Below are 23,194 nucleotides of genomic sequence, written 5' to 3'. Positions count from 1 at the left end.
ATCTTAGGCGTAATTTTCAGTTCACTTCACTTCACTTCACTTCACTTCACTTCAGTTCAGTGCGGTGACGTTAATGAAAGAAGGCTGGGCATACTGCTTTGTCGCATGAGGATAATAGGTAAGTATTTATCTATTATTGTTACCCATACGGCCAGTCACAGATATTAATAATTAGGTAGTGATTTTATGAATGTAAAAATAGACGCATCAAGCGTGTTGGCGATTGCCGCCAATTTATTCAAAACCTGCTTGTTAGATGCAGGGCGCACCGAGGCCAAACGCTACTTTAAAGAGCTAGAGGCGGGGCGAGAATTATATTTAACCGAAATGACTATGACCGATAAATCGACTATCAAGGTGCGCTTGCAGCTTATGCCGCAGGAATTTAGGGGACAGCTGAATTTCAGTGCCTTTAAGTTACAGTTACAGATGTTATGTGCCGAGTTGGTGAAAGTGATACAGGCGGAGTCCGAACCGATTGTGATGAGCGATGATAGCGGTCGCCAGCTGATGTTTAATATTCCGGCGATTAGTAATATCGATGGGGATTTTAACGCCCTGCTGTTGGGTGCAGACTTACGGCGCAACGGCGAGCTTATATTGCAATTGATGTTTATCGATCCCGAGCAGTACCGCGTGCCAGAGTCGACCACCGCGCAGAGCTAGCGGTGGCGAATGCGACGCAAATTACTCTCATATCCCGGCGAGTGTTGACAGTGAACACAAATGCCGATAGCTTCCCCGGTTCATTACTTGTGCTCAGATTGCCTATTGTCTGGGTTCTTATTTAATCGCAAGCAGCTTTTATGAGGGGACAACTTTGTCAGCAGCAAGAGAAGAGATCGCAGCAGCCATAAGCGCGGCACGAGAGAGGGCTAGCCTACCTAGTAGTATTGACTTGAATCAGTACGCTAATTTGGTGGACATGTTTGCCTACTGCGCGACAGCGTTTGCCGACCAGCCAGTAGTGTCCTGTATGGGCAAGACGCTAAGCTACCGTGAGTTGGATGTGCTATCGGCGCAATTTGCTTCTTACCTGCAAAACCATACTAATTTGCAAGCCGGTGATCGTATCGCCTTGCAAATGCCGAATATTCTCCAGTATCCCGTTGCCCTGTTTGGGGCGATTCGGGCTGGGATGGTTGTGGTTAATACCAACCCGCTCTACAGCGAACGCGAGCTTAAGCATCAACTAATTGATTCCGGTGCCAAGGTCTTGGTGGTGTTGGCAAATGTTGCCGAAGCGGCAGCGGCTGTGGTGGCAGACACGGCGGTAGAAACCGTTATCGTGACTGAAATCGGCGATCTACATACTGGTATCAAGCGGCCATTGATTAACACGGTGGTTAAGCATGTTAAAAAGATGGTGCCAGACGTCAGTTTTAATAATGCGCTTGCTTACCGCAAGGTACTATCGCTTGGTAAAAGTGGGCGTTATACCCCAGCTGCACCCACAGCCGAAGATATTGCATTGCTGCAGTATACTGGTGGCACCACCGGTGTTTCTAAAGGCGCAATGATTAGCCACCGCAACTTAATGGCGAATGTATTACAGAGCAAGCAGTTGTTTGAAAGCTACGGTCTAAAAGAGGCGGCTGAAATCTTTTTGTCGCCACTGCCGCTATACCATATTTACTCTTTTATGCTGACATTCTGCGTGATGATGCAGGGCAACCACGCGGTGCTTATCCCAAATCCGCGTGACCTAGATACCGTGATTAAAGAAATGAAGCGCTGGCGCTGGAGCGGTATGAGCGGGATCAATACCCTGTTTGTTCAACTTTGTAATCACGCCGACTTTAAATCCTTAGACTTCTCCTCAGTGAAGGCAACCCTGTCTGGCGGCATGGCGCTAACAGCGGGCGCAGCGAAAGAGTGGATGGCAATGACGGGTGCCGAAGTATATGAAGGCTACGGGCTAACGGAAACCTCACCGGTGGTATCGATTAACCCCGGTGGCGCAAACCAAATTGGTACCATCGGTATTGCTCTACCTGGCACTGAGATTCGTATTGTTACCGAGTCTGGTGAAGATGTCGGTATCGGCGAGCGCGGCGAGTTGTGTGTGCGTGGTCCGCAGGTGATGATGGGCTATTGGCAGCGTCAAGATGAAACCGATAAGACGATTAAAGATGGTTGGTTGCATACTGGCGACGTTGCAGTAGTTCAGGATGACGGATATATGCGGATTGTAGACCGCATGAAAGATATGATTATTGTCTCTGGCTTTAATGTTTACCCTAATGAAATTGAAGACGTGCTGAGTGAACATCCTAATATAGCCGAATGCGCGGCAATTGGTGTACCTGATGAAAAGTCTGGTGAAGCCGTAAAAATCTTTGTTGCCGCTAAAAAAGGCGATATTGATAAGGTGGAATTAAAAGCATTTTTGCGTGAACGCTTAACCGGCTATAAACTGCCGCGTTACATCGAAGTGCGTGATGAACTGCCTAAAACGAATGTGGGCAAGGTATTGCGTCGTTCGCTTCGCGACGAGGAGCTTGCCAAGCTCGCTAAAGCTGAGTAAGTCATCAGCATTTAACAAAAAAGGCGCCTTGTGGCGCCTTTTTTATTGATACGGTATTTATGTCTGAAATTACAGCGGCCTCATTAATGGCCAGCGTTGATGAATGTATGCTCGGTGATCGCTTTGCGCTCGCTAAGCAGTGTCGACAGTTGCAAAAGCAAGCTGCGGCGAATATTGCGGTCGGCGATAAACTGCTGGCTTTAGCTCAGCGAATGGAGCGCTCCGCACTGCGGGTGACTCAGCGCCGCGATAAGCTCCCAAAAATCATTTACCCTGAAGACCTGCCGGTTGCCCAGCGACTCGACGATATTCGCAAGGCAATTACAGATCATCAGGTGGTGGTGTTGGCTGGGGAAACAGGGTCTGGTAAAACCACTCAACTTCCGAAAATTTGTTTGGAGATGGGCCGCGGTATTGCGGGTCTCATTGCCCACACTCAGCCGAGAAGGATAGCGGCCCGGGCCGTGGCTGAGCGCCTGGCAGAAGAATTAAATACCCCGCTTGGCGATGGCATAGCCTACCAAATTCGGTTTCAAGAGGTGGCGTCGCCAAATAGTTATATCAAAGTGATGACCGATGGTATTTTACTGGCCGCTATTCAGCAGGATCGCTTCTTAAGTCAATACGACACCATCATCATTGATGAGGCTCACGAGCGCAGTCTTAATATTGATTTTTTATTGGGTTATTTAAAAACACTATTACCTAAGCGACCAGATTTAAAACTAATTATTACCTCTGCGACCATCGATGTTGAGCGGTTTTCGGCGCACTTTAACAATGCGCCGGTTATCGAGGTGTCGGGTCGCAGCTTTCCGGTGGAGTATCGCTATCGACCGCAGCAAGAGTTAAGTGCCGACAATGATTTGGGTGAGGCTGTGGAAGCAGTCCTGCGTGAGTTAATGGCGGAAGGCGCACATCGCCATGGCGATACTTTGGTGTTTTTAAGCGGCGAGCGTGATATTCGCGAATTAACACGCCATCTGAAAAATGCAGATTTGCCCGGTGCCGAAGTTCTGCCTTTGTACTCCAGGTTGAGCAGCGCTGAACAGCAGCGCATCTTTAATTTGCGTGGGCGACGCGGTTGGCGGGTGGTACTGGCTACCAATGTGGCAGAAACATCATTAACTGTGCCAGGTATTCGTTACGTTATTGACGGCGGCACGGCTCGCGTTAGCCGCTACAGCGTGCGCAGTAAAGTCCAGCGGCTGCCCATTGAGGCAATCTCCCAAGCTAGTGCTAATCAGCGGGCAGGGCGCTGCGGTCGGGTTGCACCAGGTATAGCTTATCGGCTCTATAGTGAAGCCGACTACCTAGGGCGACCGGCATACACTGAACCTGAAATTCAACGCACCAATTTAGCTGCAGTAATATTGAAAATGCTGCAGTTAAAGCTGGGGGATATTTCTGAATTCCCATTTGTCGATGCACCCGATAGTAAATTTGTTAACGATGGCTTTGCGCTCTTGGCAGAGCTTGGCGCGGTCAGTGATGGACGCTTAACTAAACTTGGCGATCAGCTAGGTCGATTTCCTGTTGACCCACGTATCGGCCGCCTTCTGTTGGCAGCAGCAGAGGGCTCGTGTCTGCGAGAGATGCTGATTATCGCCAGTGCCTTGAGTATTCAAGATCCCCGCGAGCGGCCGGCCGACAAGCGCCAGGCCTCAGATGAAAAACACCGTCGATTTTGGCAGGTGGATTCAGATTTTGCTGCCTTTGTTGCGCTCTGGGACTATGCCGAGGAACAACGCCAAGAGTTGTCCACCAGTAAGTGGCGAAAACTCTGTCAGCGCGAATTTTTGTCTTGGACCAGAATGCGCGAATGGCGAGAGGTGCACCACCAGCTTACCTTGATGTGCAGGCAATTAAATTTAAAACAAAACAAAGAACCAGCTGACTTTAATAGCATTCACAAAGCCTTATTGCCGGCTTATCTGGGTCAAATTGCGACCAAGGATGAGGGCCGCGAATTTACCGGTGCTCGCAATCGCAAGCTGCATATCTTTCCTGGTTCGGGCTTGTTTAAAAAGCCACCAAAATGGATTGTTGCTGCAGAACTAGCGGAAACCACCCAGCTATACGCCCGTTGCGTCGCAAAAATTGATCCAGAGTGGGTGTTCGGCATTAATGATAGTCTACTCAAGCGCAGCTACTACGAGCCCCAATGGCAGCCCCGCAGTGGCCGCGTTATGGCCTACGAGCAGACCGCGCTATACGGTCTAATCATTCGTGATAAGCAACGGGTTCACTACGGCCCTATCGCCCCTGAAGAAAGTCGTGAAATACTGATTAGGCAAGGTTTGGTAGAAGGTCGCTATCAAGGGCGCGCGGCTTTTTATCAACATAATAAACGCCTGATTAGCGAGATATCTGAGATAGAAGACAAGGCCCGCCGGCGCGATATATTGGTTTCTGACGACGAGCTATTCCGGTTTTATGACGAGCGTATCCCCGCAGGTACGATAACCGCTAAACACCTAGAGCATTGGTTGAAGGCAACCGCGCCGCCGAACACCCTCTACTTGAGTCGCGGTGAATTGATGCGCCACGGTGGTGGCGATGTTACTGAACAGCAATTTCCAGACACATTGCTATGCGGGGGTATGAGCTTGGCACTGGCTTACCACTTTGAGCCGGGTCACGCCGCAGATGGTGTCAGTGTGTCCGTGCCTCTGGGTAACTTAGTTGACTTAGCAGAAGGTCGCTTGGAATGGTTGGTGCCCGGTTTATTAAGAGAGAAGTGCATCGCCTTGGTGAAGACCCTACCTAAGGCGCAACGCAAGCAGCTAGTGCCAGTGCCAGATTATGTTGATCGCGCTCTACCTATGATTAAGGCGGGTGATCAAGCCCTGCTGCCGCAACTTGCGACGGCATTGCACAGGCTGAGCGGCCTGAAGATCGATGTAAACGAGTGGGCAGTAAATCGCATTGATGATTACTATCTAATGAATATTCGGGTTCTAGATAGCGGCGGTAAATTGCTTGCTCAAGGTCGCGATTTACTCAAACTAAAAGCCCAGCTTGCAGATCAAGTTCAGCAGGGCATTGCGGAGGAGAGCAGCGGCGGCTTTAGCAGCAAGGTACTTCAGGACTGGAATTTTGGCACCTTAGAAAAACGCCATGAATTTAAGCGCGGTGGGGCAGTCTTGACCGCCTACCCTTGTTTGCGGGATGACGGCGAAAGCGTGGTTCTAGAGCTGGCTGAGTCGGAGCAAGATGCACGGCAGAAGAGCCTTTACGGGGTGCTGCGCCTGCTACTCCTGCGGATGTCCCAGCAAGTCAAATTACTTAGAGCCAATTTGTTTCGCAACAACGCCGTGCAGCTGCAGTTCGCCGCTGTTGGTGAGCAGAAAAAGCGCTGGATTGAGGATTGCTTGCTGGCTGCCGCGCGGCAAAGTTTTGCAATTGATCCAGATAAATTGCCAGAATCCGATGATGATTTTGAAACGCTTTGGCAGGCCGGGCGTGCAAGTTTTACTGGAGATGCAGAGAGCTATGCGGTTCTGCTGATAGAGGTTCTAGGGCATTACTCTGATATTAGACGTGCACTCAAAAAGCTCAAGTCATTGAGCTGGATTCACAGTATCAACGACGTCAATAAGCAGTTGGAGGGTTTGTTTTTCGATGGTTTTATTACTGAGCAAACTCGCGAAGAATTGCAGCAGTATCCGCGGTATTTACGGGCAATCCTGCAGCGTCTGACTAAATTAGATGGTCACTATCAGCGGGATAGACAGTGCACCTTGATTATAGAACCCCTGCAACAACAACTGCTGGAATTTCTGACAAAGTCGCCGGAGGGGGCTAGGTCGCATTTAACGTTGCGAGAGTACCGGTGGCAGTTGGAAGAGTTTCGTATATCGTTATTCGCGCAAAACATAGGTACTCGCTCACCGGTATCCGAGAAACGGCTCAAGCAGCTGTGGAAAAGCGTCTGCCAAGATGTAACATTTTAAGGGTAAGCCCGTCTCTTTATTACAGCCGCAACAATTTTCGATGTCGGGGTCGGGAATGGGCGTTTTAGCGTACACCTTACCCTGTGTTGTTAAATTTTCTGATGCGGCTATGCTAGAAATGGTGATTGTTACTAGGAGGTGCCGAGATGCATCGACAGTAACGAGGATATTCAATCTTACTTAGCTTATTAATAATTCGGCACTCAGTCGATAAGGATAAATAAATGGCGTCTTTTACTAAAAAACCCCTAGCTGCAGCGTTTGGTGTTGCAATGTTGGCTTCTGCTGTCAGTCCGGCAATGGCTGATAGCAATCCCTTTGCGGCAAAACAGCTTAGCTCAGGCTACGAGTTGGCGATGGGCAGTTCCGACAAGGCAGCTAAATCAGAGGCCAAGTGCGGCGCAGAGAAGGCCGGCGAGGCAAGTTGTGGTGCAGACAAAGCAAAAGCCGCCCATGAAGGTAAATGTGGCGAAGCGAAGTGCGGAGCAGACAAAGCAAAATCAGCCCATGAAGGCAAATGTGGTGAAGCGAAGTGTGGCGCAGACAAGGCCGCTATGGAAGGGCAGTGCGGTGGTGATAAGGCCGCTAAGGAAGCGTCTTGCGGTGCAGCTAAATAAGAGGCGGCGTTTTTAGCATAAAGGAAACTCTAGGCGATAATGGCAATATCAATGGCGGAAAGAACAGCAAATAGCGGGCTTGGGCTTGCAGGTCTTGGCCTGCGGCGCGGTCTAATACCTGCGATCAAAGAACTGAAGCCGGGTGATATTGATTTTATAGAAGTTGCCCCAGAGAACTGGATAGGTATTGGCGGCCGTTATGGTCGCTCGTTTCGCGAAATTGCGGAGCGCTATCCAGTGTATTTGCATGGACTATCGTTGAATATTGGTGGATTTTCGCCACTGGACGCTGGTTTGTTAAAAGATATAAAGCAGTTTATGACAGACTTTGATTGTCCTTTGTATTCCGAACATTTGACCTACTGCGGTGATGAGGGGCAGCTATACGATTTGTTGCCTATTCCTTTCACGGAGGAGGCTGTTCACCATGTTGCGGATCGGGTGAAGCGAGTGCAGGACGTTCTAGGGCGGCGTATTTTGCTGGAAAATGCCTCCTACTATGCGGCGCCTGCCCAGCAAATGAGTGAGAGCGAATTTATAAATGCAGTGCTCGCAGAGTCTGATTGCGAGCTTCTATTAGATGTGAATAATATCTATGTAAATAGCATTAATCATGGCTACGATCCCTATGAATTTTTGAATTCACTGTCACTTGGTCGTGCGAAATATGTGCATATCGCCGGTCATTTTGATGAGGCTGAAGATCTTCGAGTTGACACCCACGGCGCCGATGTTATCGATCCCGTTTGGGCCTTACTAGACGCGGCTTATGCCCGCTGTGGACCGCTACCAACGCTATTGGAACGAGACTTTAACTTTCCCCCCATGGCCGAGCTGTTGTTAGAAGTCGAGCGTATTAAGCAGTCTCAACAAATCCAGTCTTTAGATGTGTCCTCTGCGGCGCCTAGGGTTGTCAGGCGATGAGTGAGTTTCAGCGTGTTCAGCGTGAATTCACCCAGTTTATTCGGGATCCAGATCACCGCACTGCGCCGCAAGGTATTGAAAGTCGCAGGCTAGGAATTTACCGCGACTTATTTTTTAACAATATCAATAGCTTTTTGAGTAATGGCTTCCCTGTATGCCGCAGCCTATATAGCGATGTCGACTGGGATGTGTTGGTGCGAGATTTTATGATAAAGCACCAGTGCGCCAGCCCGTACTTCTTGAAGATTGCCGAAGAGTTTCTTGAGTATCTGCAGTCCCAGCGCAGCGGACTTGATATTGATCCGCCTTTTTTGTCCGAACTTGCTCATTACGAATGGGTTGAGCTGGCGCTGGATGTTGCGGAGGGCGATTTGCCCGCTGCTGGTGATATGGTAGATGACATATTAAGTGGTCATTTTCGTCTATCTCCGCTGGCGTGGCCCCTGGCATACCAATTCCCGGTTCATTTGATTAGCGTCGATAATCGCCCGCAAAACGCTGATGGCGAAGCTACTTACATTGTGGTGTATCGCAATCGCGCCGACAGTGTTGAATTCCTAGAAATTAATGCGGTCACCGCTCGCTTGTTGGCGCTATTCGATGAAGCGCCTTCTCCTAGTGTTGGCGAACTGCTAAGAGTTATTGCTGGCGAGCTGCAGACGGAAGTCGAATCGCTTTATGGATTTGGGACAGAGCTTGTGTCCCAATTAGTGAGTCTCGATATACTTATTATTGCAGAGCCGTAATTAACGAAGTAGTGCCATGTATCAGTGCATTGCGTATAGTATTACCCGCGTTTTATATTTGATGAGTAGTGACTCCGATGGAACGAATAACTTGTGCCTTAGTCTTGGCGATATTGTCTGCATTTCACTGCGTTGCAGTATCTGCTGACATTGGTGGAGACTCTCGCGATCCCTGGGAAGGCTTTAATCGCGCGGTCTTTTCGTTTAATGATTCTGCAGATAAATATGTGCTGCAGCCAGTAGCTCGCGGCTACCGTAAAGTCACGCCGACATTTGTTGATCAAAGTTTGGCCAATTTCTTTAATAATCTTGGTGAGATTAAAAACGTTGGCAATAACGCGCTGCAGGGCGACGGCGGCGATATGTTGGTCAGCGGTGGGCGGTTTCTGATCAATACGACAGTAGGGGTTTTGGGCATCTTCGATGTTGCTACTTACATTGGCTTAACTCGTGATTCAGAAGATTTCGGTCAGACCCTAGCTGTGTGGGGGCTTGGTAATGGGCCCTACCTGATGTTACCGCTGCTTGGCCCGAGTACACTAAGGGACAGTGTCGGTAGTGGGGTAGACTCTTACACTGAAATCACCCGAGGGATTGACCCTAGTACCGTGCAACTTGGCATGACTATGTTGGATTTGCTGCAGGTTCGCGCATCGCTGTTGGGAACGGAAGACCTAGTATCCGGTGATAAATACACTTTCTTCAAGGATGTCTATCTGCAACGTCGTGATTTTTTAATCAATGACGGCAAGCTGAAAGACGATTTTGGTGGCGAGGATTTCGAAGCATTTGATTTTTAAAGCGAGCGTTCACTGCTCCAACGTAAATTCTGCGCACAAATACGCCTTGTGTGTCTTTGTTGATGCGCGTAAAAAGACCGCATGAACACAACCTTTATCCAGAGTATCTTACTCGTTCAGCAGCCCGATGCGGTGCACACTGAGTTTATGTCCTCATTGGAAAATCTGGGCATGTCGGTGATTGCCATCTCTGATTGTGCCGATGCTATGCAGAGCTTCCGGGAAGAAGATATCGACATTGTCATGGTTGATATCGATTTCCCAGAGGATCGTGGTATTGATCTACTGGGCAAGATGGCCGCCGATCCCCGTGAATTACCCCTTATTGGCTTATCCCGCCGTAAGAGTTTGGCTGATGTGGTTGAAGCGGTTCGACATGGCGCGACCGATTACTTGATGTTACCCGCTGAGAATTTAGACGTGATTCGTCACGTAATGGATCGCGCCACTGAGCGCGGTACCTTAAAACGCGAGAATCTGGCCTACCGGACTAAGCTTGAAAATGCGAATAGGGATTTACTCGAAAGTTTAACCCTATTGCAGCAAGACCAGCAGGCCGGTAAGCATGTTCAACAGCTTTTGCTGCCTGATACGCCAAAGCAAATAGGCGGTTATAGTTTCTGTCATTTCATTCTTCCTTCTCTATATCTAAGCGGAGACTTTGTCGACTATTTTTTAGTCGGAGAAGACCACGCGGTTTTTTTTGTGGCTGACGTTTCGGGTCACGGCGCAAGCTCTGCTTTCGTTACCGTGTTTTTGAAGAACTTATTTGCCCGCAAACGAAGTGATTTTTTGCATAGGGGCTCAACAGCCATTTTGTCGCCGGCTAAGATGCTCACCTTGGCAAATCGTGAGCTGCTAGAAATGGGTATTGGCAAGCATGTGACGATGTGCGTAGGCGCGTTTGACCTGAAGTGCCATCAGCTCTGCTATTCAGTGGCGGGCCACCTTCCTGCTCCCGCTTTGACCTTGGATGGCGCTGCGGAATTCCTGCCGGAACATGATATGCCAGTTGGTTTGTTTACCGATGCCGAGTACAGTGATCATGTCATTAGCTTTCCGCCTCGGGCAGTGCTGACCTTGTTTTCAGATGGTATATTAGAGGTCTTGGATAGCGAAACTCTTGAGGAAAAGGAGCTGAACCTCCTCGATATTCTTAAAGAGGGTGAGGGTAGCTCGGTGGAGCTAGCAAATACCTTTGGTTTATTAGAGATAGACGAAGTGCCAGACGATATTGCAATTTTAGTCGTTAGCAGGGTTTAGGCAGATGCAGCCTGGTCGGATTTTGGTAGCAGGGCAGGACGGCGCGTTTGTTATCAAATTAGTTGGTGACGTGCGACTGACCCTTTGTACAACACTTGACGAGTTCTTCGACGAAATGCTGTCGGTCGAAGGCTTTGCCAGCGTTGTTGTTGATCTTTCAGATGCCTTAAATGTTGACAGCACAACCTTGGGCTTGCTTGCCAAGCTTGCGATTAAGGCCAAAGAGCGGTTTAAGTTCGTGCCCGTTATTCTGTCGACTAACCGAGATATTACCCGCGTGCTGGAAAGCATGGGTTTCGATCGGGTTTTCAGTATTAGAGAGGAACCCTTGCTAGACGATGAAGATCTTGGTGAGTTACCCGTTCTGCCGTGTAGTGAGGATTCAGTAAAAAAACGTGTTCTTGAGGCCCATCGCACTCTGATGGGACTCAGCGACAGCAATCACGCTAAATTTCGTGAATTGGTGTCGCTGCTTGAAGGGCAGTGCTTCTAGTATTATTTCATTTTCCGCTGCTTATTTAGCTTTTGCCTTTTCGCTTGTTGTCAGCTTTGCGCGGATAAATTCAGTGTGAGGTAGGTAGATCAGGTCTGAAATTTTGCGTATCAGATGATCCTCGTATTTATCGATTTGCCCATCTTCAATAGCCACTTCCCAAAGCGCGACAATCAGCTCATATTTTTCCAGATTATTACAGTTGTCATTGATATAGCGGGTAAAAGGGTACAGAGATGTACTGTCTTTATTGAGCGCGGTGGCGGTTGCCATGAATTCTTCAATATCTGTCAGCGAAACCGAGAAACAGCGAACCAGAAGCTCGTGGATCTTCTCGATTTCGACCGGGTCTTGCTGGAAGTCTGACTTACTGACTTCAATGAGTAAGGCCGCGGTGGCCAACTCCAATGACATGGTGGTTTTTGCGGTATCTTCTTCCACACCAGAAAAAAGCTGTTTTAGTTTTTCAAACATGTCTTAGTTCCACTCGCTAAGTAAGGCTTCTAGTTTAACTTGGTCAGCGGCAAAGGCGCGAATACCCTCGGCGAGCTTTTCGCTTGCCATTGCGTCTTCATTGAGTGCCCAGCGAAATGCTGACTCGTTGAGTTCTAGCTTGTCGTGGCTGCTAAAATGCATATCAGGGCGAAGTTGGCGCACTAGCATTTCTTGGTCTTCACTCAACTCGGCTAGCAGTGCGGGGCTTATTGTTAAGCGGTCGCAACCCGATAAAGCCTCAATTTCTCCAATATTGCGAAAGCTCGCGCCCATCACAATGGTTTTATAGCCGTGCTGCTTGTAATAGCTATAGATGGCGATAACAGATTGTACGCCGGGATCATCGTTGGCGGTGTTTGGTTTCAGCCCGCGCGCGACATGCCAATCTAAAATGCGGCCTACAAACGGTGAGATTAGCGTGGCACCAGCGTCGGCGCATGCCGCCGCTTGAATAAGGCTAAAAAGTAGTGTCAGATTGCACTCGATGCCTTCTTTTTCCAATATTTTTGCAGCTTGAATACCTTCCCAGGTAGAGGCAATCTTGATGAGTAGGCGATCTTTTCCTATGCCTTTTTGTTGGTAAAGCTCGGTAATATAGCGGCCTTCGGCAACCATTGCGTCGGTGTTAAATGAAAGCCGTGCGTCCACTTCGGTAGATACTTTGCCGGGCACTAAATGACAAATTTCGGCGCCAATTTCGACGGCTAGTTGGGTCGCTGCTCTCTGCAACCACTGAGCATCTCGCTGACCTTTACTTTGTGCTTCAATTAGACCTTTGATAAGCGCTTGGTACTGAGGTAGCTCAGCGGCTTTGAGAATCAATGATGGATTGGTAGTGGCATCTTGGGGTGAAAAGCGGCGTATTGCTTCAATGTCGCCAGTATCGGCAACCACATCGGTAAATTGTTTTAGTTGATCTAACTTATTACTCATTAATAACAGTCCTTTTTCCGATCATGGTCAGCATGGCTTGTTCGGTAAGCTGTAAGGCGTGTTCCAATACCTCAATGCCTGCATTTGGGCGATGAGCGTGTTCGCTGATATAACGTCTAAATAAACGCCCACCGGGTTCACCGTTAAATACACCTAGCATATGTCTAGTTATATGGTTGAGGCGGGTGCCTTTTGACAATTCCATTTCAATGTAGGGAAACAGTCCGCGGATAATTTCGCCTCGGGAAGTGATCTGATGATCTTTACCGTAAAACTGTGAATCTACATTGCCGAGAATGTACGGGGTTTGGTAAGCGCTACGGCCCATCATGATGCCATCCACGTATGACAATTGCGAGCTGGCGTCCTCTAGCGTTTGTATGCCTCCGTTGATGATGATTTCGAGATCGGGGAAATCCCGTTTTAGTTGATACACCAGGTCGTAATTCAGAGGTGGAACTTCCCGATTTTCTTTAGGGCTTAGCCCCTGCAGCCACGCTTTGCGAGCGTGAACGATGATGGCGTCGGTGCCAGCCTCAGCGATGGCAGCCACAAAATCTTGTAAGGGGCCGTAACCTTCTTGCTCATCTATTCCAATGCGGTGCTTTACCGTAATGGGAAGTGCGGTGACATCCTTCATTGCCTTCACACAATCGGCAACCAGAGATGGTCGCGACATTAGGCAAGCGCCAAAAAAACCATTTTGAACCCGATCTGAGGGGCAGCCGCAGTTTAAGTTAACCTCGTCGTAGCCCCATTTTTCCGCAAGGCTTACTGAATGTGCCAATGCCTCGGTGTCGCTGCCCCCGAGTTGCAATGCCACGGGGTGCTCGATATCACTAAAATTGAGATGGCGTTCGGCGTCGCCGTGAATGAGTGCGCCGGTGGTTATCATCTCGGTGTAAAGCACGGCTTCTGTGGTGAGTTGGCGCCAAAAAACTCGGCAGTGACGGTCTGACCAGTCGAGCATTGGTGCAACGCAAAACCGGCGATTAATTAATTTTTTGTGCATCTGCCGCTAAATACCTCTGCGGTGGGTGAATATTGCCGCTTTCGGCACGTATAATGTTAGCAAGATTGGCCCACGTGCGTAATTCTGTGCGGGGCTAAATGTCTATTGTATTCAAATGGTAATAAACACTCCATGACTGTTCGTACTCGCATTGCTCCTTCGCCCACTGGCGACCCACACGTTGGCACCGCTTATATTGCATTGTTCAATTATTGTTTTGCTAAAAGCCAAGGTGGCGAGTTTGTGTTGCGTATCGAAGATACCGACCAACAGCGCTCTACGCCGGAGTCTGAACAGGCGATATTGGATTCTCTGCGCTGGTTGGGCCTGGAGTGGGCAGAGGGTCCTGATGTTGGTGGCGCTCACGGTCCCTATCGTCAAAGTGAACGCAGTGAAATTTATAAAGATCATTGTGATCAGTTAATTGCGGCTGGCCATGCTTTTCGCTGCTACCGAACCGCAGAGGAGCTAAATGCGCTGCGCGAAGGGCGCCGAGAGGCGGGTGGGCATTCTGCGCTGAAATACTCAGATCTTAAATTGGATGATGCCGAGCATGCGCGTCGGGAAGCGGCGGGCGATGCTTACGTGATTCGTATGCATGTTCCCGAAGAAGATGGTCGCTGTGAAATTGACGATATGTTGCGGGGAAAAATAGAGCTGGAATGGGGTCAGGTAGATGCCCAGATTCTGCTCAAATCCGATGGTTTGCCAACCTATCACTTGGCCAATGTGGTTGATGATCACCTGATGGGGATTACCCATGTGTTGCGTGGTGAGGAGTGGATAAACTCTGCGCCCAAACACAAGCTTCTCTATCAGTATTTTGACTGGGAAATGCCAGTGCTTTGCCATCTGCCACTGCTGAGAAACCCAGATAAAAGTAAGCTCAGCAAGCGCAAAAACCCGACTAGTATTTGGTATTACCAGCGTATGGGCTTTTTGCCAGAAGCTGTGCTGAATTACCTAGGCCGCATGGGCTGGTCTATGCCCGATGAGAGTGAGAAATTCAGTCTGCAGGCGATGATCGATAATTTTGATATCACCCGAGTGAGCTTGGGTGGGCCGATATTTGACGTTGAAAAACTCCGTTGGCTGAACGGCTTGTGGTTGCGCGAGGATTGTAGTTTAGAGCAGCTTGCAGATCGCATGCAGGAGTGGGCGCTAAATCGCGACATGCTGCTGAAAATGTTGCCTCATATACAGTCGCGTATCGAAGTGTTTAGCGATATGGCGCCCTTAGCGTCGTTCTTTTTGGCGGGTATGTTACCGCTGACGCCTGCCAGCTTTGCCGCATCTAGCTTGAGTGAGGAGGACTTAGTTACTTTGCTGCAGTGTGCGGCGTGGCGTTTGGAGTCCTTAAATGATTGGCAGCGCGATAGTATCTTTGCTGAGGTGAAGTCGCTCGCCGACGGTCTTGGCATCAAGTTAAAGGACTTTATGCCGCCACTGTTTGTTGCGATTGCGGGAACCACGTCGTCGATCTCGGTTGTTGATTCTATGGAGGTGCTGGGCCCGGATATGAGCCGAGCGCGCCTTAGACACGCCATTGAGGTGCTGGGCGGCGTGGGTAAAAAGCGGTTGAAGAAATTAGAGAAGCAGTACCAGGCCTTAGATCAGTGAAATTAGCTGGGGCAGTTTTCTTTAAGGAGGCTCCGTACGACAGCCTTTTTATCGCTGAGGGCAGAAAAATACCTTGAATTTAAGTATGCGTGTTGACAAGTTATGGGGCTGACCGTAAGATGCGCAGCCTCCACTTTGGGGCTATAGCTCAGCTGGGAGAGCGCTTGCATGGCATGCAAGAGGTCGGCGGTTCGATCCCGCCTAGCTCCACCAAAGTTTTAAAAACCGCTTAATTGCGGTTTTTTTTTGCCTGCACTTCGGTTTGAAAGGTCGTCAATAACGATTCCTCCTTTGGTTGCGCACGATAATTGTGCAAGTAAGCCATTCGCTGCCATAATGTATGTTCAATAAATTGCTGCTTTTCCTTGATAGAGTGATTAATCAGTGTCGAAAATTTCTATTCGCCAAACTCATAATAAAAGCCCGGAAGAACTTCGCGATTTAATTGGGCAGATGTCTGCCAAGCTTGAAGAGCGTTATCAATTGACCTCGCGCTGGCTCAGTACAAACGAAGTAGAGGTGGCGCGTTCAGGGATTACTGGACGTATAACCCTCGGTGACTATGACGTTAGAGTCGATATTAAACTGGGGATAATGATGAGCGCATTTAAAGCGATAATTCACCGAGAAATATCCCGTTCAATGGCTGAAAAACTTGCCTGAGAAAACTGCGTAACAAATCCCGATTTTGTGGAATTTTTGGATGTGCGTGGGCTCTAACGGTCACAGTTTCGACTATTGGGAGTCTTAGTGAAATATGACTAATGAGCTGCAGTCACTGCGTAGATCGCGCTATTTTTTACTTCAAACCTTGGTTTTTTGGTTTTTTGCCACCCTTGCACAGGGTAGCTTGGCATTTTTCCCTCAAGAAGACGGCGAGGGAAGGCCGCTTCCCAGTCTTGCTCCTATGCTTAAATCGGTCAATCCTGCGGTTGTTAATATTTCGACCTATACCACGCGTACAGTAAGCCAAAGCCCTTTGCTTAATGATCCGTTTTTTCGACGGTTTTTTAACGTTCCAGACGATCAGATGCAACAGCCGCAGCAGCGGCGTACTCAAAGTGCCGGCTCCGGTGTGATTATCGACGCCAAAAACGGGATTGTACTAACCAACCATCATGTTATTGATGGGGCAGACGAAATTACGGTTGGTATGGAGGATGGCCGGAGCTATACCGCGGCATTAGTGGGTTCTGATCCCGATGTGGATATTGCGGTGCTTAAGATAGAGGCTGATAATTTACACAGCGTAAAATTAGCTGATTCCGACAATTTAGAGGTTGGCGATTATGTTGTGGCCATCGGCAACCCCTTTGGTTTGGGCCAAACTGTGACAACCGGTATTGTCAGCGCCCTTGGCCGCAGTGGCTTGGGTATAGAGGGTTATGAAAATTTCATACAAACCGATGCCTCAATAAACCCGGGTAATTCCGGGGGCGCTTTAGTCAATCTGCGTGGTCATTTGGTTGGGGTGAATACCGCCATTTTGGCTCCAGCAGGCGGCAATGTTGGGATCGGATTTGCCATACCCATTAATATGGCAAAAGTCAGTATTGATCAGATTATCGAGCACGGTGAAGTCCGTCGAGGGCGGCTTGGAGTTGTCATTCAGGATTTAACGCCCGAGCTGGCCGCCGCGTTCAATATGGATAAGCACCAGCGAGGCGCGGTAATTGCCGAGGTTCAGAGCGGCTCTGCCGCCGAAAAAGCCGGTTTAAAGGTGGGTGATGTGGTTATTGATGTGGATGGCAAGGATATTTCCGGCTCTGCACAGCTGCGCAACGCGATTGGTCTAAAGCAGGTTGGTGATCGTATCAAGGTGACTGTGTTTCGCGACGGCAAGCGTAAGGCGTTTCGAGCAAAGCTAGGCCCCGTTGAGCCTACTCCTGCGGTGGCGGCCAGTGTTGGCGTCGTCAGTGATTTATTGAAGGGAGTCACGCTACGTGACGCTGACAAGGGGGTGGTAGTTGCTGAGGTGGCGAGTGACGCTGACGCGGCGGGGAAGTTGGTGCCCGGTGACTTAATTGTGTCTGTAAATCAGCGGCGAGTGGCTGATGTTAAGCAGTTTGGTGAGGCCGTTGCCGCGAGTAAAGGCCGGGTCTTACTTAGGGTTGTGCGTGGTCAGATGGCGCTCTGGATAGTATTGCAGTCCTAGCTAAAGGTCTTGTTTTTGAACAGTTGAGGAGCGGTAATGAAAAAAATAGGCTTAGCGTTTTGTGTGATGATATTGACGGCCTGCAGCGGTGTGCCGGTATCCACCGATTATTCGCAGGACTTCGACTTTAGTAAGGTTTCTAGTTATGCATGGTTATTACCAGCTAAGCCGATGAATACTGAAGTTGATAACGATTTGGTTCGTGAGCGCGTTGTCGATGCGGTTGACGCTCAGTTTACGGCCAAGGGGCTGGCCCGCGCGGCAGACGCTGCGAAAGCCTCAGTGCTAGTGACCTATCAATTAGGTCAAGAGGACAAAATTGCGATTGATAATTTTGGTTCTTGGCATACCCAATTTGGTTACTATCCTTGCTATCGCTGCGGATATCGTCCCGGCTTTGGTTATTTCGGTCACAGTCAATTTTACGATAATGACCTTTGGGTGCGTAACTACAAAGAGAGCACCTTGATGATCGATATTATTGATCCGAACACTAAAAGACTGCTGTGGCGGGGAATCACTAAGCGTGCGATGCCGACTTTGGAGACCCCTGAAGAGCGGCGCTTATATGTGCTGGAGACGGTGTCTGCCATATTAGCTGAGTTCCCACCTAGGCTTGCTTCGAGCCCTTGATATTATTCGCTATTTTCAGCGTTTTCGGCTTGGTGCCGCTTGCATATAGCAGGGCTTTAACCGACAATAGCGCCCGCGTTAAGGCAGTGCTTTAGCGCGCTTTCTACGGTGGTCCTTCCGGTCCCCTCGCAACGATAGATAGCAAACTCCGCCAGGCCCGGAAGGGAGCAACGGTAGTTATCAACTCGTGTGCCGGGGTGTGGCTGGTTGGGCCGCCACCAAGTCTTGATTGATCCTTTCCGTTTCTTAATTTTCCTGCTGTATCATTGGTTTATGTCCTTGCTGGGCTGGTGTATCCTTGCCGCTTGCATGTCAGGAATTGTTTAATGAGCTATCAGGTATTGGCGCGGAAATGGCGCCCAAAAACCTTCCGTGAAATGGCCGGTCAAAATCATGTATTAAAGGCATTAGTGAATGCACTTGATCATGATCGTCTTCATCACGCCTATTTGTTTACCGGCACCCGCGGTGTGGGTAAAACGACCATTGCTCGTATTCTGGCCAAGTGCCTAAACTGCGAAGTGGGTGTAAGTTCCGAGCCCTGTGGGCAGTGCAATGCCTGCGTCGCGATTAGTGAGGGTAGGTTTGTTGACTTGCTCGAGGTCGATGCAGCTTCACGCACAAAGGTAGAAGACACCCGGGAAATACTCGATAACGTCCAATATATGCCTACCCATGGCCGCTATAAGGTGTACCTCATCGATGAGGTGCATATGCTCAGTAGCAGTAGTTTTAATGCGCTGCTGAAAACCTTGGAAGAGCCGCCTGCACACGTCAAGTTTTTGCTAGCAACAACTGACCCGCAAAAACTACCGGCGACGATTTTATCTCGTTGTTTGCAATTCAATTTAAAAAATCTCACACCAGAGCGCATTGTCGATTACTTAAAGACAGTGCTCGCGCACGAAATGGTGCAGTTTGACGAGTCGTCACTCTGGCTGTTGGGTCGCGCGGCTGACGGCAGTATGCGCGACGCGCTGAGTTTGACGGATCAGGCGATCGCCTTTGGTTCCGGCAAGTTGGGCGAGGCAGATGTACGTCAGATGTTGGGAACCATTGACCATAATTCTGTCTATCGTCTAATAGAGGCTTTGGCGGTGAGTGATGGTGCCGCGCTGTTAGCTGTGGTGGCTGATCTTGCCGAAATGGGGGCTGATTTCGCCGGCGTTATTAGTGAGTTACTGGTGGTTATGCATCGCTTGGCGGTCGCGCAAACGGTACCCGATGGCTTGGATAATAGTCTGGGTGATCGCTCTAAAATCATAGGGTTAGCTGGCAAGCTTACAGCAGAAGATGTGCAGTTTTACTATCAAATTGGGCTCTCTGGGCGGCGGGATATGGGCTTGGCACCTGACCCCCGCGCGGGTCTTGAAATGCTGTTGTTGAGAATGCTAGCGTTTAAGCCCCAGGGCGTAATTGACGGACCTCGTAAAATTTTACCTAAACCGGTGGCGGCAGTGGCGGAGGCCGCTACTTCGGTAAAAAAGCCGCAGACGCTTGATTCGGCGCAAGAAGCGTCGACGAGCGTTGCTGACGTATCGAGCGCCTCAGCGCCTGATTTAGATGTAAATCTTCGGTCTCGAGAGCCGCTTGCTGAGCTACAAGATGATCGGGCTCAAGATCACGTTATATCGCCATCATCTTCGCCACCTATTCCAAACGAGGCTGTTGGGATGGCCGCTCAGGTGGCTGATGACGTAGCAAGGTCTGCGGTTTTGCCTCAAACTGAGGTTGGCGCGGCTGAACCTATCAGTAATTTGGGTGAGCCGTCTGCGGAGAGTAATGAAGCGCGTGAAGAAGCCATTACTTCCAGGCCCGAGTTGGCCACTGAGAAAATCGCTTTTACTGACTTAAACGAGACGGTTTGGCGTGAGCAATTTGACGTATTCCCTTTGCCGGGGATGTTGGGAAGTTTAGCGGGGCTCTGTCAAATTGCAGCCATATCCGCTGATCACGTTTCATTTACTGTAAATGCTGAGAACACTGCCTTTCTCAGTGATCGCAATGTCGAGCGCTTAGGTGAGTTGCTGTCAGAATATTTTGGCGAAGCACTTAAGGTTACGGTTGATATCGGTGATACTCCGCACGAAACGCCTGCTGCCTATAAACAGCGTTGCTTAGATGAGCGCTTAGTCGTGGCCAGAAACGCTTTGCGAAGCGATTTCCATGTAAAGCGTATAATCGAAGAATTTGATGGTGTGCTCGATGAAGAGTCAGTGCGCCTTGTTGATTAGTGAGATATAGATATGAAACCAGACTTGAATGAATTAATGAAAAAAGCCGCTGAGATGCAGGAAAAAATGCAGAAGGCCCAGGCTGAACTTGCCAATGTTGAAGTGCAGGGTGAATCTGGTGCGGGCTTGGTAAAAGTCATGATGACGGGGCGTCACGACGTCCGCCGGGTGGTCATTGACCCTAGCGTGATGTCTGAAGACAAGGAAATGCTAGAAGACCTGTTAGCTGCAGCAGTAAATGATGCGGTTCGCAAAGTTGAAAAAAACAACCAAGATCAGATGGGTGGAATGATGTCCGGGTTAGGTATGCCCGATGGCTTCAAGATGCCATTCTAATTATGAGTTATAGCCCACTAATAGACGACTTAATTGATGCGCTGCGCTGTTTGCCCGGTGTAGGTGCTAAGTCCGCACAGCGTATGACCTTCCAGTTGTTGGAGCGTAACCGTCCAGGCGCTGCGCGCTTGGCTGCTGCTTTGAGTAAGGCCGCAGAACATGTTGGTCACTGCAATAGCTGCCGGACCTTAACGGAAAATGCGCAGTGCCATATTTGCGCTGATCAGCGCCGAGATCAGCAAACAATTTGTGTCGTAGAGTCACCGGCTGATGTGCTTGCGTTTGAACACAGTGGTGATTACAAGGGTCTGTACTTTGTGTTGATGGGGCATTTATCTCCCATCGACGGTATCGGCCCCGCAGAAATTGGCATTGATCGTCTGCTAGAACGAAGCGCAGAACTAGCTATTAGTGAGCTGATACTGGCGACCAACCCTACGGTTGAAGGTGAGGCAACCGCTTACTATATTACCGAGCAAATGCGCAGCCGAGGGATTGCCGTGAGTCGTATTGCCCACGGTGTGCCGCTGGGTGGCGAATTGGAATACGTGGACAGCGGTACGCTGGCACATGCACTTAAAGGACGTCGTCCCATTGACTGATTCTGTTGAATCCCGAGTTTATATTGATACCGACGCGGCACTAGTCGCCGCTTGCGAACGTTGGGCCATAGCGCCATTTTTGGCTATTGATACTGAGTTTATTCGCACTGACACCTTCTACCCGATAGCCGGTTTATTGCAGGTTGGGGCAAATAGTGAGCTCTATTTAATCGATCCTCTGCCGATAAGCGATTGGTCCGCCTTCACCGCCTTGCTACGGCGCAGTGATTTACCCAAGGTTATTCATTCCTGTAGCGAAGACCTGGAAGTATTCCAGGTCTTATTTCAATGTATTCCGCAGCCCTTGCTCGACACCCAAATCGGCGCTGCATTGGCTGGCATGGGCGCGGGCTTGAGCTACCAAAAGCTGGTTATGGATTGCTTGGGAATTCACGTTGAAAAAGGCGAAACCCGGTCTGATTGGCTACGACGCCCCTTGAGTGAAAGTCAGTGCGTATATGCAGCATTGGATGTGCTGTATTTGCAGCGAATTTACCCGATATTGTGTCAGCGCTTAGAGGAAAAGGGCGCTCTGGCATGGTGGCATGAGGATTGTGAGCTTATTACTAAGCAGGCGGAGAAGCCCTTGATCGTTACTGAGTACTATCAGCGAATAAAGTCGCTATGGAAGCTCAGTGGTCGTCAGCAATACATTTTACAAATATTGTGTGCCTGGCGGGAAACTGAGGCGCGCGCCCGCAATATTCCCCGAGGCCGGGTGTTGAAAGATGCTGCGTGCTTTGAAATTGCGCGACATGCCCCGGCTGATAGTAGTCAGCTAGGTCGAATTAAAGAAGTCTCCCCAGGTAGTGTGCGACGCTACGGTGACACGATAATGGGCTTGGTTGCTGAGGGTCTCGCAGGGGACGACAGTGTATTGCCACCGCCAGCGCCTAAGCCGCTGACATCGAGCCAAACCCAGCACTATAAGCAAATGAAGGCGGTAGCCGAGCAAGCGGCGAATGAACTTGGTGTCGCCGCAGAAGTGTTTGTTAAGAAGCGTGATATTGAAGAGATCATTCGCACAGGGTCGTTACCCACTGCGTTATCAACGTGGCGCAAGGCATTGATTGGCGATAAGTTAATTTCGCTAAATGAGATGAAAGCATGAAGCGTATTTGCGCGGTTTACCGCAGTGCTCGCAATGAAGGCATGTACTTATACGTGGATCATGAGGAGGATCTTAGTCGGGTTCCCGACGACTTACTGGCGCGCTTTGGCACGCCGGCGCGCTCTATGACCTTGGTATTACATGCCGACAGAAAGCTCGCGCGCGCAGATGTCGTAAAGGTAATGCAAGAAATAGCCGAAAATGGGTTTTATCTTCAATTGCCACCGCAACCGGAACGCTTGGATCCCCGAGTTGTTCCAGAAACGGACGACTGAATTGAAATATGGCTGATATTGTTCGACGCCCATTTTGGGAGCGCAAGACCTTGGCGGAGATGTCAGTCGAGGAGTGGGAGTCGGTGTGTGATGGCTGTGGTAAATGCTGCCTTCACAAGCTAGAGGACCACGACAACGGCGAGGTCTATTACACCGATGTAGCCTGTCGGTTGCTAGATACTACCTTGTGTCGTTGCAGTGATTACAGTGCGCGCAGAAGCTTAGTGCCGGATTGCGTTTCCCTAAGACACAGCGATCCCGCTGAGATGTATTGGCTACCTAATAGTTGCGCCTATCGCGTATTGGCCGAGGGTCGCCCTTTAGAAGATTGGCACCCCTTGATTTCTGGTGACGTGAATAGCGTTCATGAGGCGGGTATATCGATAAAAGATCGCTGTATTAGTGAAGATGATCTCAAAAATGCTGATTATGAAGATCGTATTATTTATTGGGTGGAGTAGA

22 protein-coding genes, 1 tRNA gene and 1 other RNA gene are annotated in these 23,194 nt (G+C 49.5%); 21 read left to right on the top strand and 3 right to left on the bottom strand.

Annotation, left to right across the window (positions count from 1 at the left end; translation table 11 throughout):
• The first annotated feature begins 186 nt into the window (after positions 1-186).
• From AB4875_RS11495 to AB4875_RS11455, 9 genes are all read left to right on the top strand, one after another.
• On the top strand, positions 187-666 hold the full coding sequence (locus tag AB4875_RS11495; protein WP_368376195.1) for a hypothetical protein: 480 nt from the start codon (positions 187-189) through the stop codon (positions 664-666).
• 154 nt (positions 667-820) lie between these two features.
• Positions 821-2,527: an AMP-binding protein gene (locus AB4875_RS11490; RefSeq protein WP_368376194.1), complete on the top strand. Its 1,707-nt coding sequence runs from the start codon at positions 821-823 to the stop codon at positions 2,525-2,527.
• 59 nt (positions 2,528-2,586) lie between these two features.
• Entirely contained in the window at positions 2,587-6,483 is a 3,897-nt protein-coding gene (gene hrpA / locus AB4875_RS11485) for an ATP-dependent RNA helicase HrpA (RefSeq protein ID WP_368376193.1), read from the top strand.
• Between the two features lie 224 nt (positions 6,484-6,707).
• Positions 6,708-7,100: an HvfA family oxazolone/thioamide-modified RiPP metallophore gene (locus tag AB4875_RS11480; RefSeq protein ID WP_368376192.1), complete on the top strand. Its 393-nt coding sequence runs from the start codon at positions 6,708-6,710 to the stop codon at positions 7,098-7,100.
• A 51-nt stretch (positions 7,101-7,151) separates the two neighbouring features.
• Complete coding sequence (locus AB4875_RS11475) at positions 7,152-8,024, top strand: HvfB family MNIO-type RiPP peptide maturase (protein WP_368376191.1); 873 nt, start codon at positions 7,152-7,154, stop codon at positions 8,022-8,024.
• Positions 8,021-8,770 carry an HvfC family RiPP maturation protein gene (locus tag AB4875_RS11470; protein WP_368376190.1) on the top strand — a complete coding sequence of 250 codons (750 nt, stop codon included), beginning with the start codon at positions 8,021-8,023 and terminating at the stop codon, positions 8,768-8,770. Before AB4875_RS11475 ends, AB4875_RS11470 begins: the two co-directional genes overlap by 4 nt.
• Positions 8,771-8,847: 77 nt before the next feature.
• Entirely contained in the window at positions 8,848-9,570 is a 723-nt protein-coding gene (locus AB4875_RS11465; RefSeq protein ID WP_368376189.1) for an MlaA family lipoprotein, read from the top strand.
• An 81-nt stretch (positions 9,571-9,651) separates the two neighbouring features.
• Positions 9,652-10,833 carry a SpoIIE family protein phosphatase gene (locus AB4875_RS11460; RefSeq protein WP_368376188.1) on the top strand — a complete coding sequence of 394 codons (1,182 nt, stop codon included), beginning with the start codon at positions 9,652-9,654 and terminating at the stop codon, positions 10,831-10,833.
• Between the two features lie 4 nt (positions 10,834-10,837).
• Positions 10,838-11,326 (top strand): STAS domain-containing protein, encoded by a 489-nt coding sequence (locus AB4875_RS11455; protein WP_368376187.1) that lies wholly within the window; start codon positions 10,838-10,840, stop codon positions 11,324-11,326.
• A gap of 21 nt (positions 11,327-11,347) precedes the next feature.
• Here the strand turns inward: AB4875_RS11455 and AB4875_RS11450 are convergent, their stop codons facing one another.
• The 3 genes from AB4875_RS11450 to dusA are packed head-to-tail and all read right to left on the bottom strand — an operon-like array spanning position 11,348 to position 13,766.
• The gene (locus AB4875_RS11450; protein ID WP_368376186.1) at positions 11,348-11,800 is read right to left on the bottom strand and encodes a tellurite resistance TerB family protein; all 453 of its coding nucleotides are present in this window, start codon (positions 11,798-11,800) and stop codon (positions 11,348-11,350) included.
• 3 nt (positions 11,801-11,803) lie between these two features.
• The gene (tal, locus tag AB4875_RS11445; protein WP_368376185.1) at positions 11,804-12,754 is read right to left on the bottom strand and encodes a transaldolase; all 951 of its coding nucleotides are present in this window, start codon (positions 12,752-12,754) and stop codon (positions 11,804-11,806) included.
• Positions 12,747-13,766, bottom strand: coding sequence for a tRNA dihydrouridine(20/20a) synthase DusA (gene dusA / locus AB4875_RS11440; RefSeq protein ID WP_368376184.1), 1,020 nt, complete (start codon positions 13,764-13,766; stop codon positions 12,747-12,749). The genes tal and dusA overlap by 8 nt, the downstream gene beginning before the upstream one ends.
• Positions 13,767-13,898: 132 nt before the next feature.
• Here dusA and gltX point away from each other — a divergent pair, with 132 nt between their 5' ends.
• The 12 genes from gltX to AB4875_RS11380 all read left to right on the top strand — a co-directional run bounded on the left by gltX (position 13,899) and on the right by AB4875_RS11380 (position 23,193).
• Positions 13,899-15,386: a glutamate--tRNA ligase gene (gltX, locus tag AB4875_RS11435; RefSeq protein WP_368376183.1), complete on the top strand. Its 1,488-nt coding sequence runs from the start codon at positions 13,899-13,901 to the stop codon at positions 15,384-15,386.
• 137 nt (positions 15,387-15,523) lie between these two features.
• A tRNA-Ala gene (locus AB4875_RS11430) sits at positions 15,524-15,599 on the top strand.
• 171 nt (positions 15,600-15,770) lie between these two features.
• Complete coding sequence (locus tag AB4875_RS11425) at positions 15,771-16,049, top strand: polyhydroxyalkanoic acid system family protein (RefSeq protein WP_368376182.1); 279 nt, start codon at positions 15,771-15,773, stop codon at positions 16,047-16,049.
• A gap of 94 nt (positions 16,050-16,143) precedes the next feature.
• Positions 16,144-17,541 carry a DegQ family serine endoprotease gene (locus AB4875_RS11420; protein WP_368376181.1) on the top strand — a complete coding sequence of 466 codons (1,398 nt, stop codon included), beginning with the start codon at positions 16,144-16,146 and terminating at the stop codon, positions 17,539-17,541.
• A 36-nt stretch (positions 17,542-17,577) separates the two neighbouring features.
• Positions 17,578-18,174: a DUF4136 domain-containing protein gene (locus AB4875_RS11415; protein ID WP_368376180.1), complete on the top strand. Its 597-nt coding sequence runs from the start codon at positions 17,578-17,580 to the stop codon at positions 18,172-18,174.
• Positions 18,175-18,289: 115 nt separating this feature from the next.
• An RNA gene (gene ffs, locus AB4875_RS11410) (signal recognition particle sRNA small type) lies at positions 18,290-18,386 on the top strand.
• Between the two features lie 114 nt (positions 18,387-18,500).
• Positions 18,501-20,408, top strand: coding sequence for a DNA polymerase III subunit gamma/tau (gene dnaX, locus AB4875_RS11405; RefSeq protein WP_368376179.1), 1,908 nt, complete (start codon positions 18,501-18,503; stop codon positions 20,406-20,408).
• A gap of 12 nt (positions 20,409-20,420) precedes the next feature.
• Positions 20,421-20,744 (top strand): YbaB/EbfC family nucleoid-associated protein, encoded by a 324-nt coding sequence (locus AB4875_RS11400; RefSeq protein ID WP_368376178.1) that lies wholly within the window; start codon positions 20,421-20,423, stop codon positions 20,742-20,744.
• 2 nt (positions 20,745-20,746) lie between these two features.
• Positions 20,747-21,346: a recombination mediator RecR gene (gene recR / locus AB4875_RS11395; RefSeq protein WP_368376177.1), complete on the top strand. Its 600-nt coding sequence runs from the start codon at positions 20,747-20,749 to the stop codon at positions 21,344-21,346.
• A complete protein-coding gene (gene rnd / locus AB4875_RS11390; protein WP_368376176.1) occupies positions 21,339-22,457 on the top strand; it encodes a ribonuclease D in 1,119 nt (372 codons plus the stop codon). Before recR ends, rnd begins: the two co-directional genes overlap by 8 nt.
• Positions 22,454-22,732 carry a YcgL domain-containing protein gene (locus AB4875_RS11385; protein WP_368376175.1) on the top strand — a complete coding sequence of 93 codons (279 nt, stop codon included), beginning with the start codon at positions 22,454-22,456 and terminating at the stop codon, positions 22,730-22,732. Before rnd ends, AB4875_RS11385 begins: the two co-directional genes overlap by 4 nt.
• An 8-nt stretch (positions 22,733-22,740) precedes the next feature.
• On the top strand, positions 22,741-23,193 hold the full coding sequence (locus AB4875_RS11380) for a YcgN family cysteine cluster protein (RefSeq protein ID WP_368376174.1): 453 nt from the start codon (positions 22,741-22,743) through the stop codon (positions 23,191-23,193).
• The last annotated feature ends 1 nt before the right edge of the window (position 23,194 follow it).

Origin of the sequence: Zhongshania sp. R06B22, assembly GCF_040892595.1 — a bacterium.
In the GTDB taxonomy this organism is placed as follows: Bacteria; Pseudomonadota; Gammaproteobacteria; order Pseudomonadales; family Spongiibacteraceae; genus Spongiibacter; species Spongiibacter arctica.
Note: the sequence above shows the minus strand (reverse complement) of the source record. Positions and strands in the feature narration are given on the sequence as shown.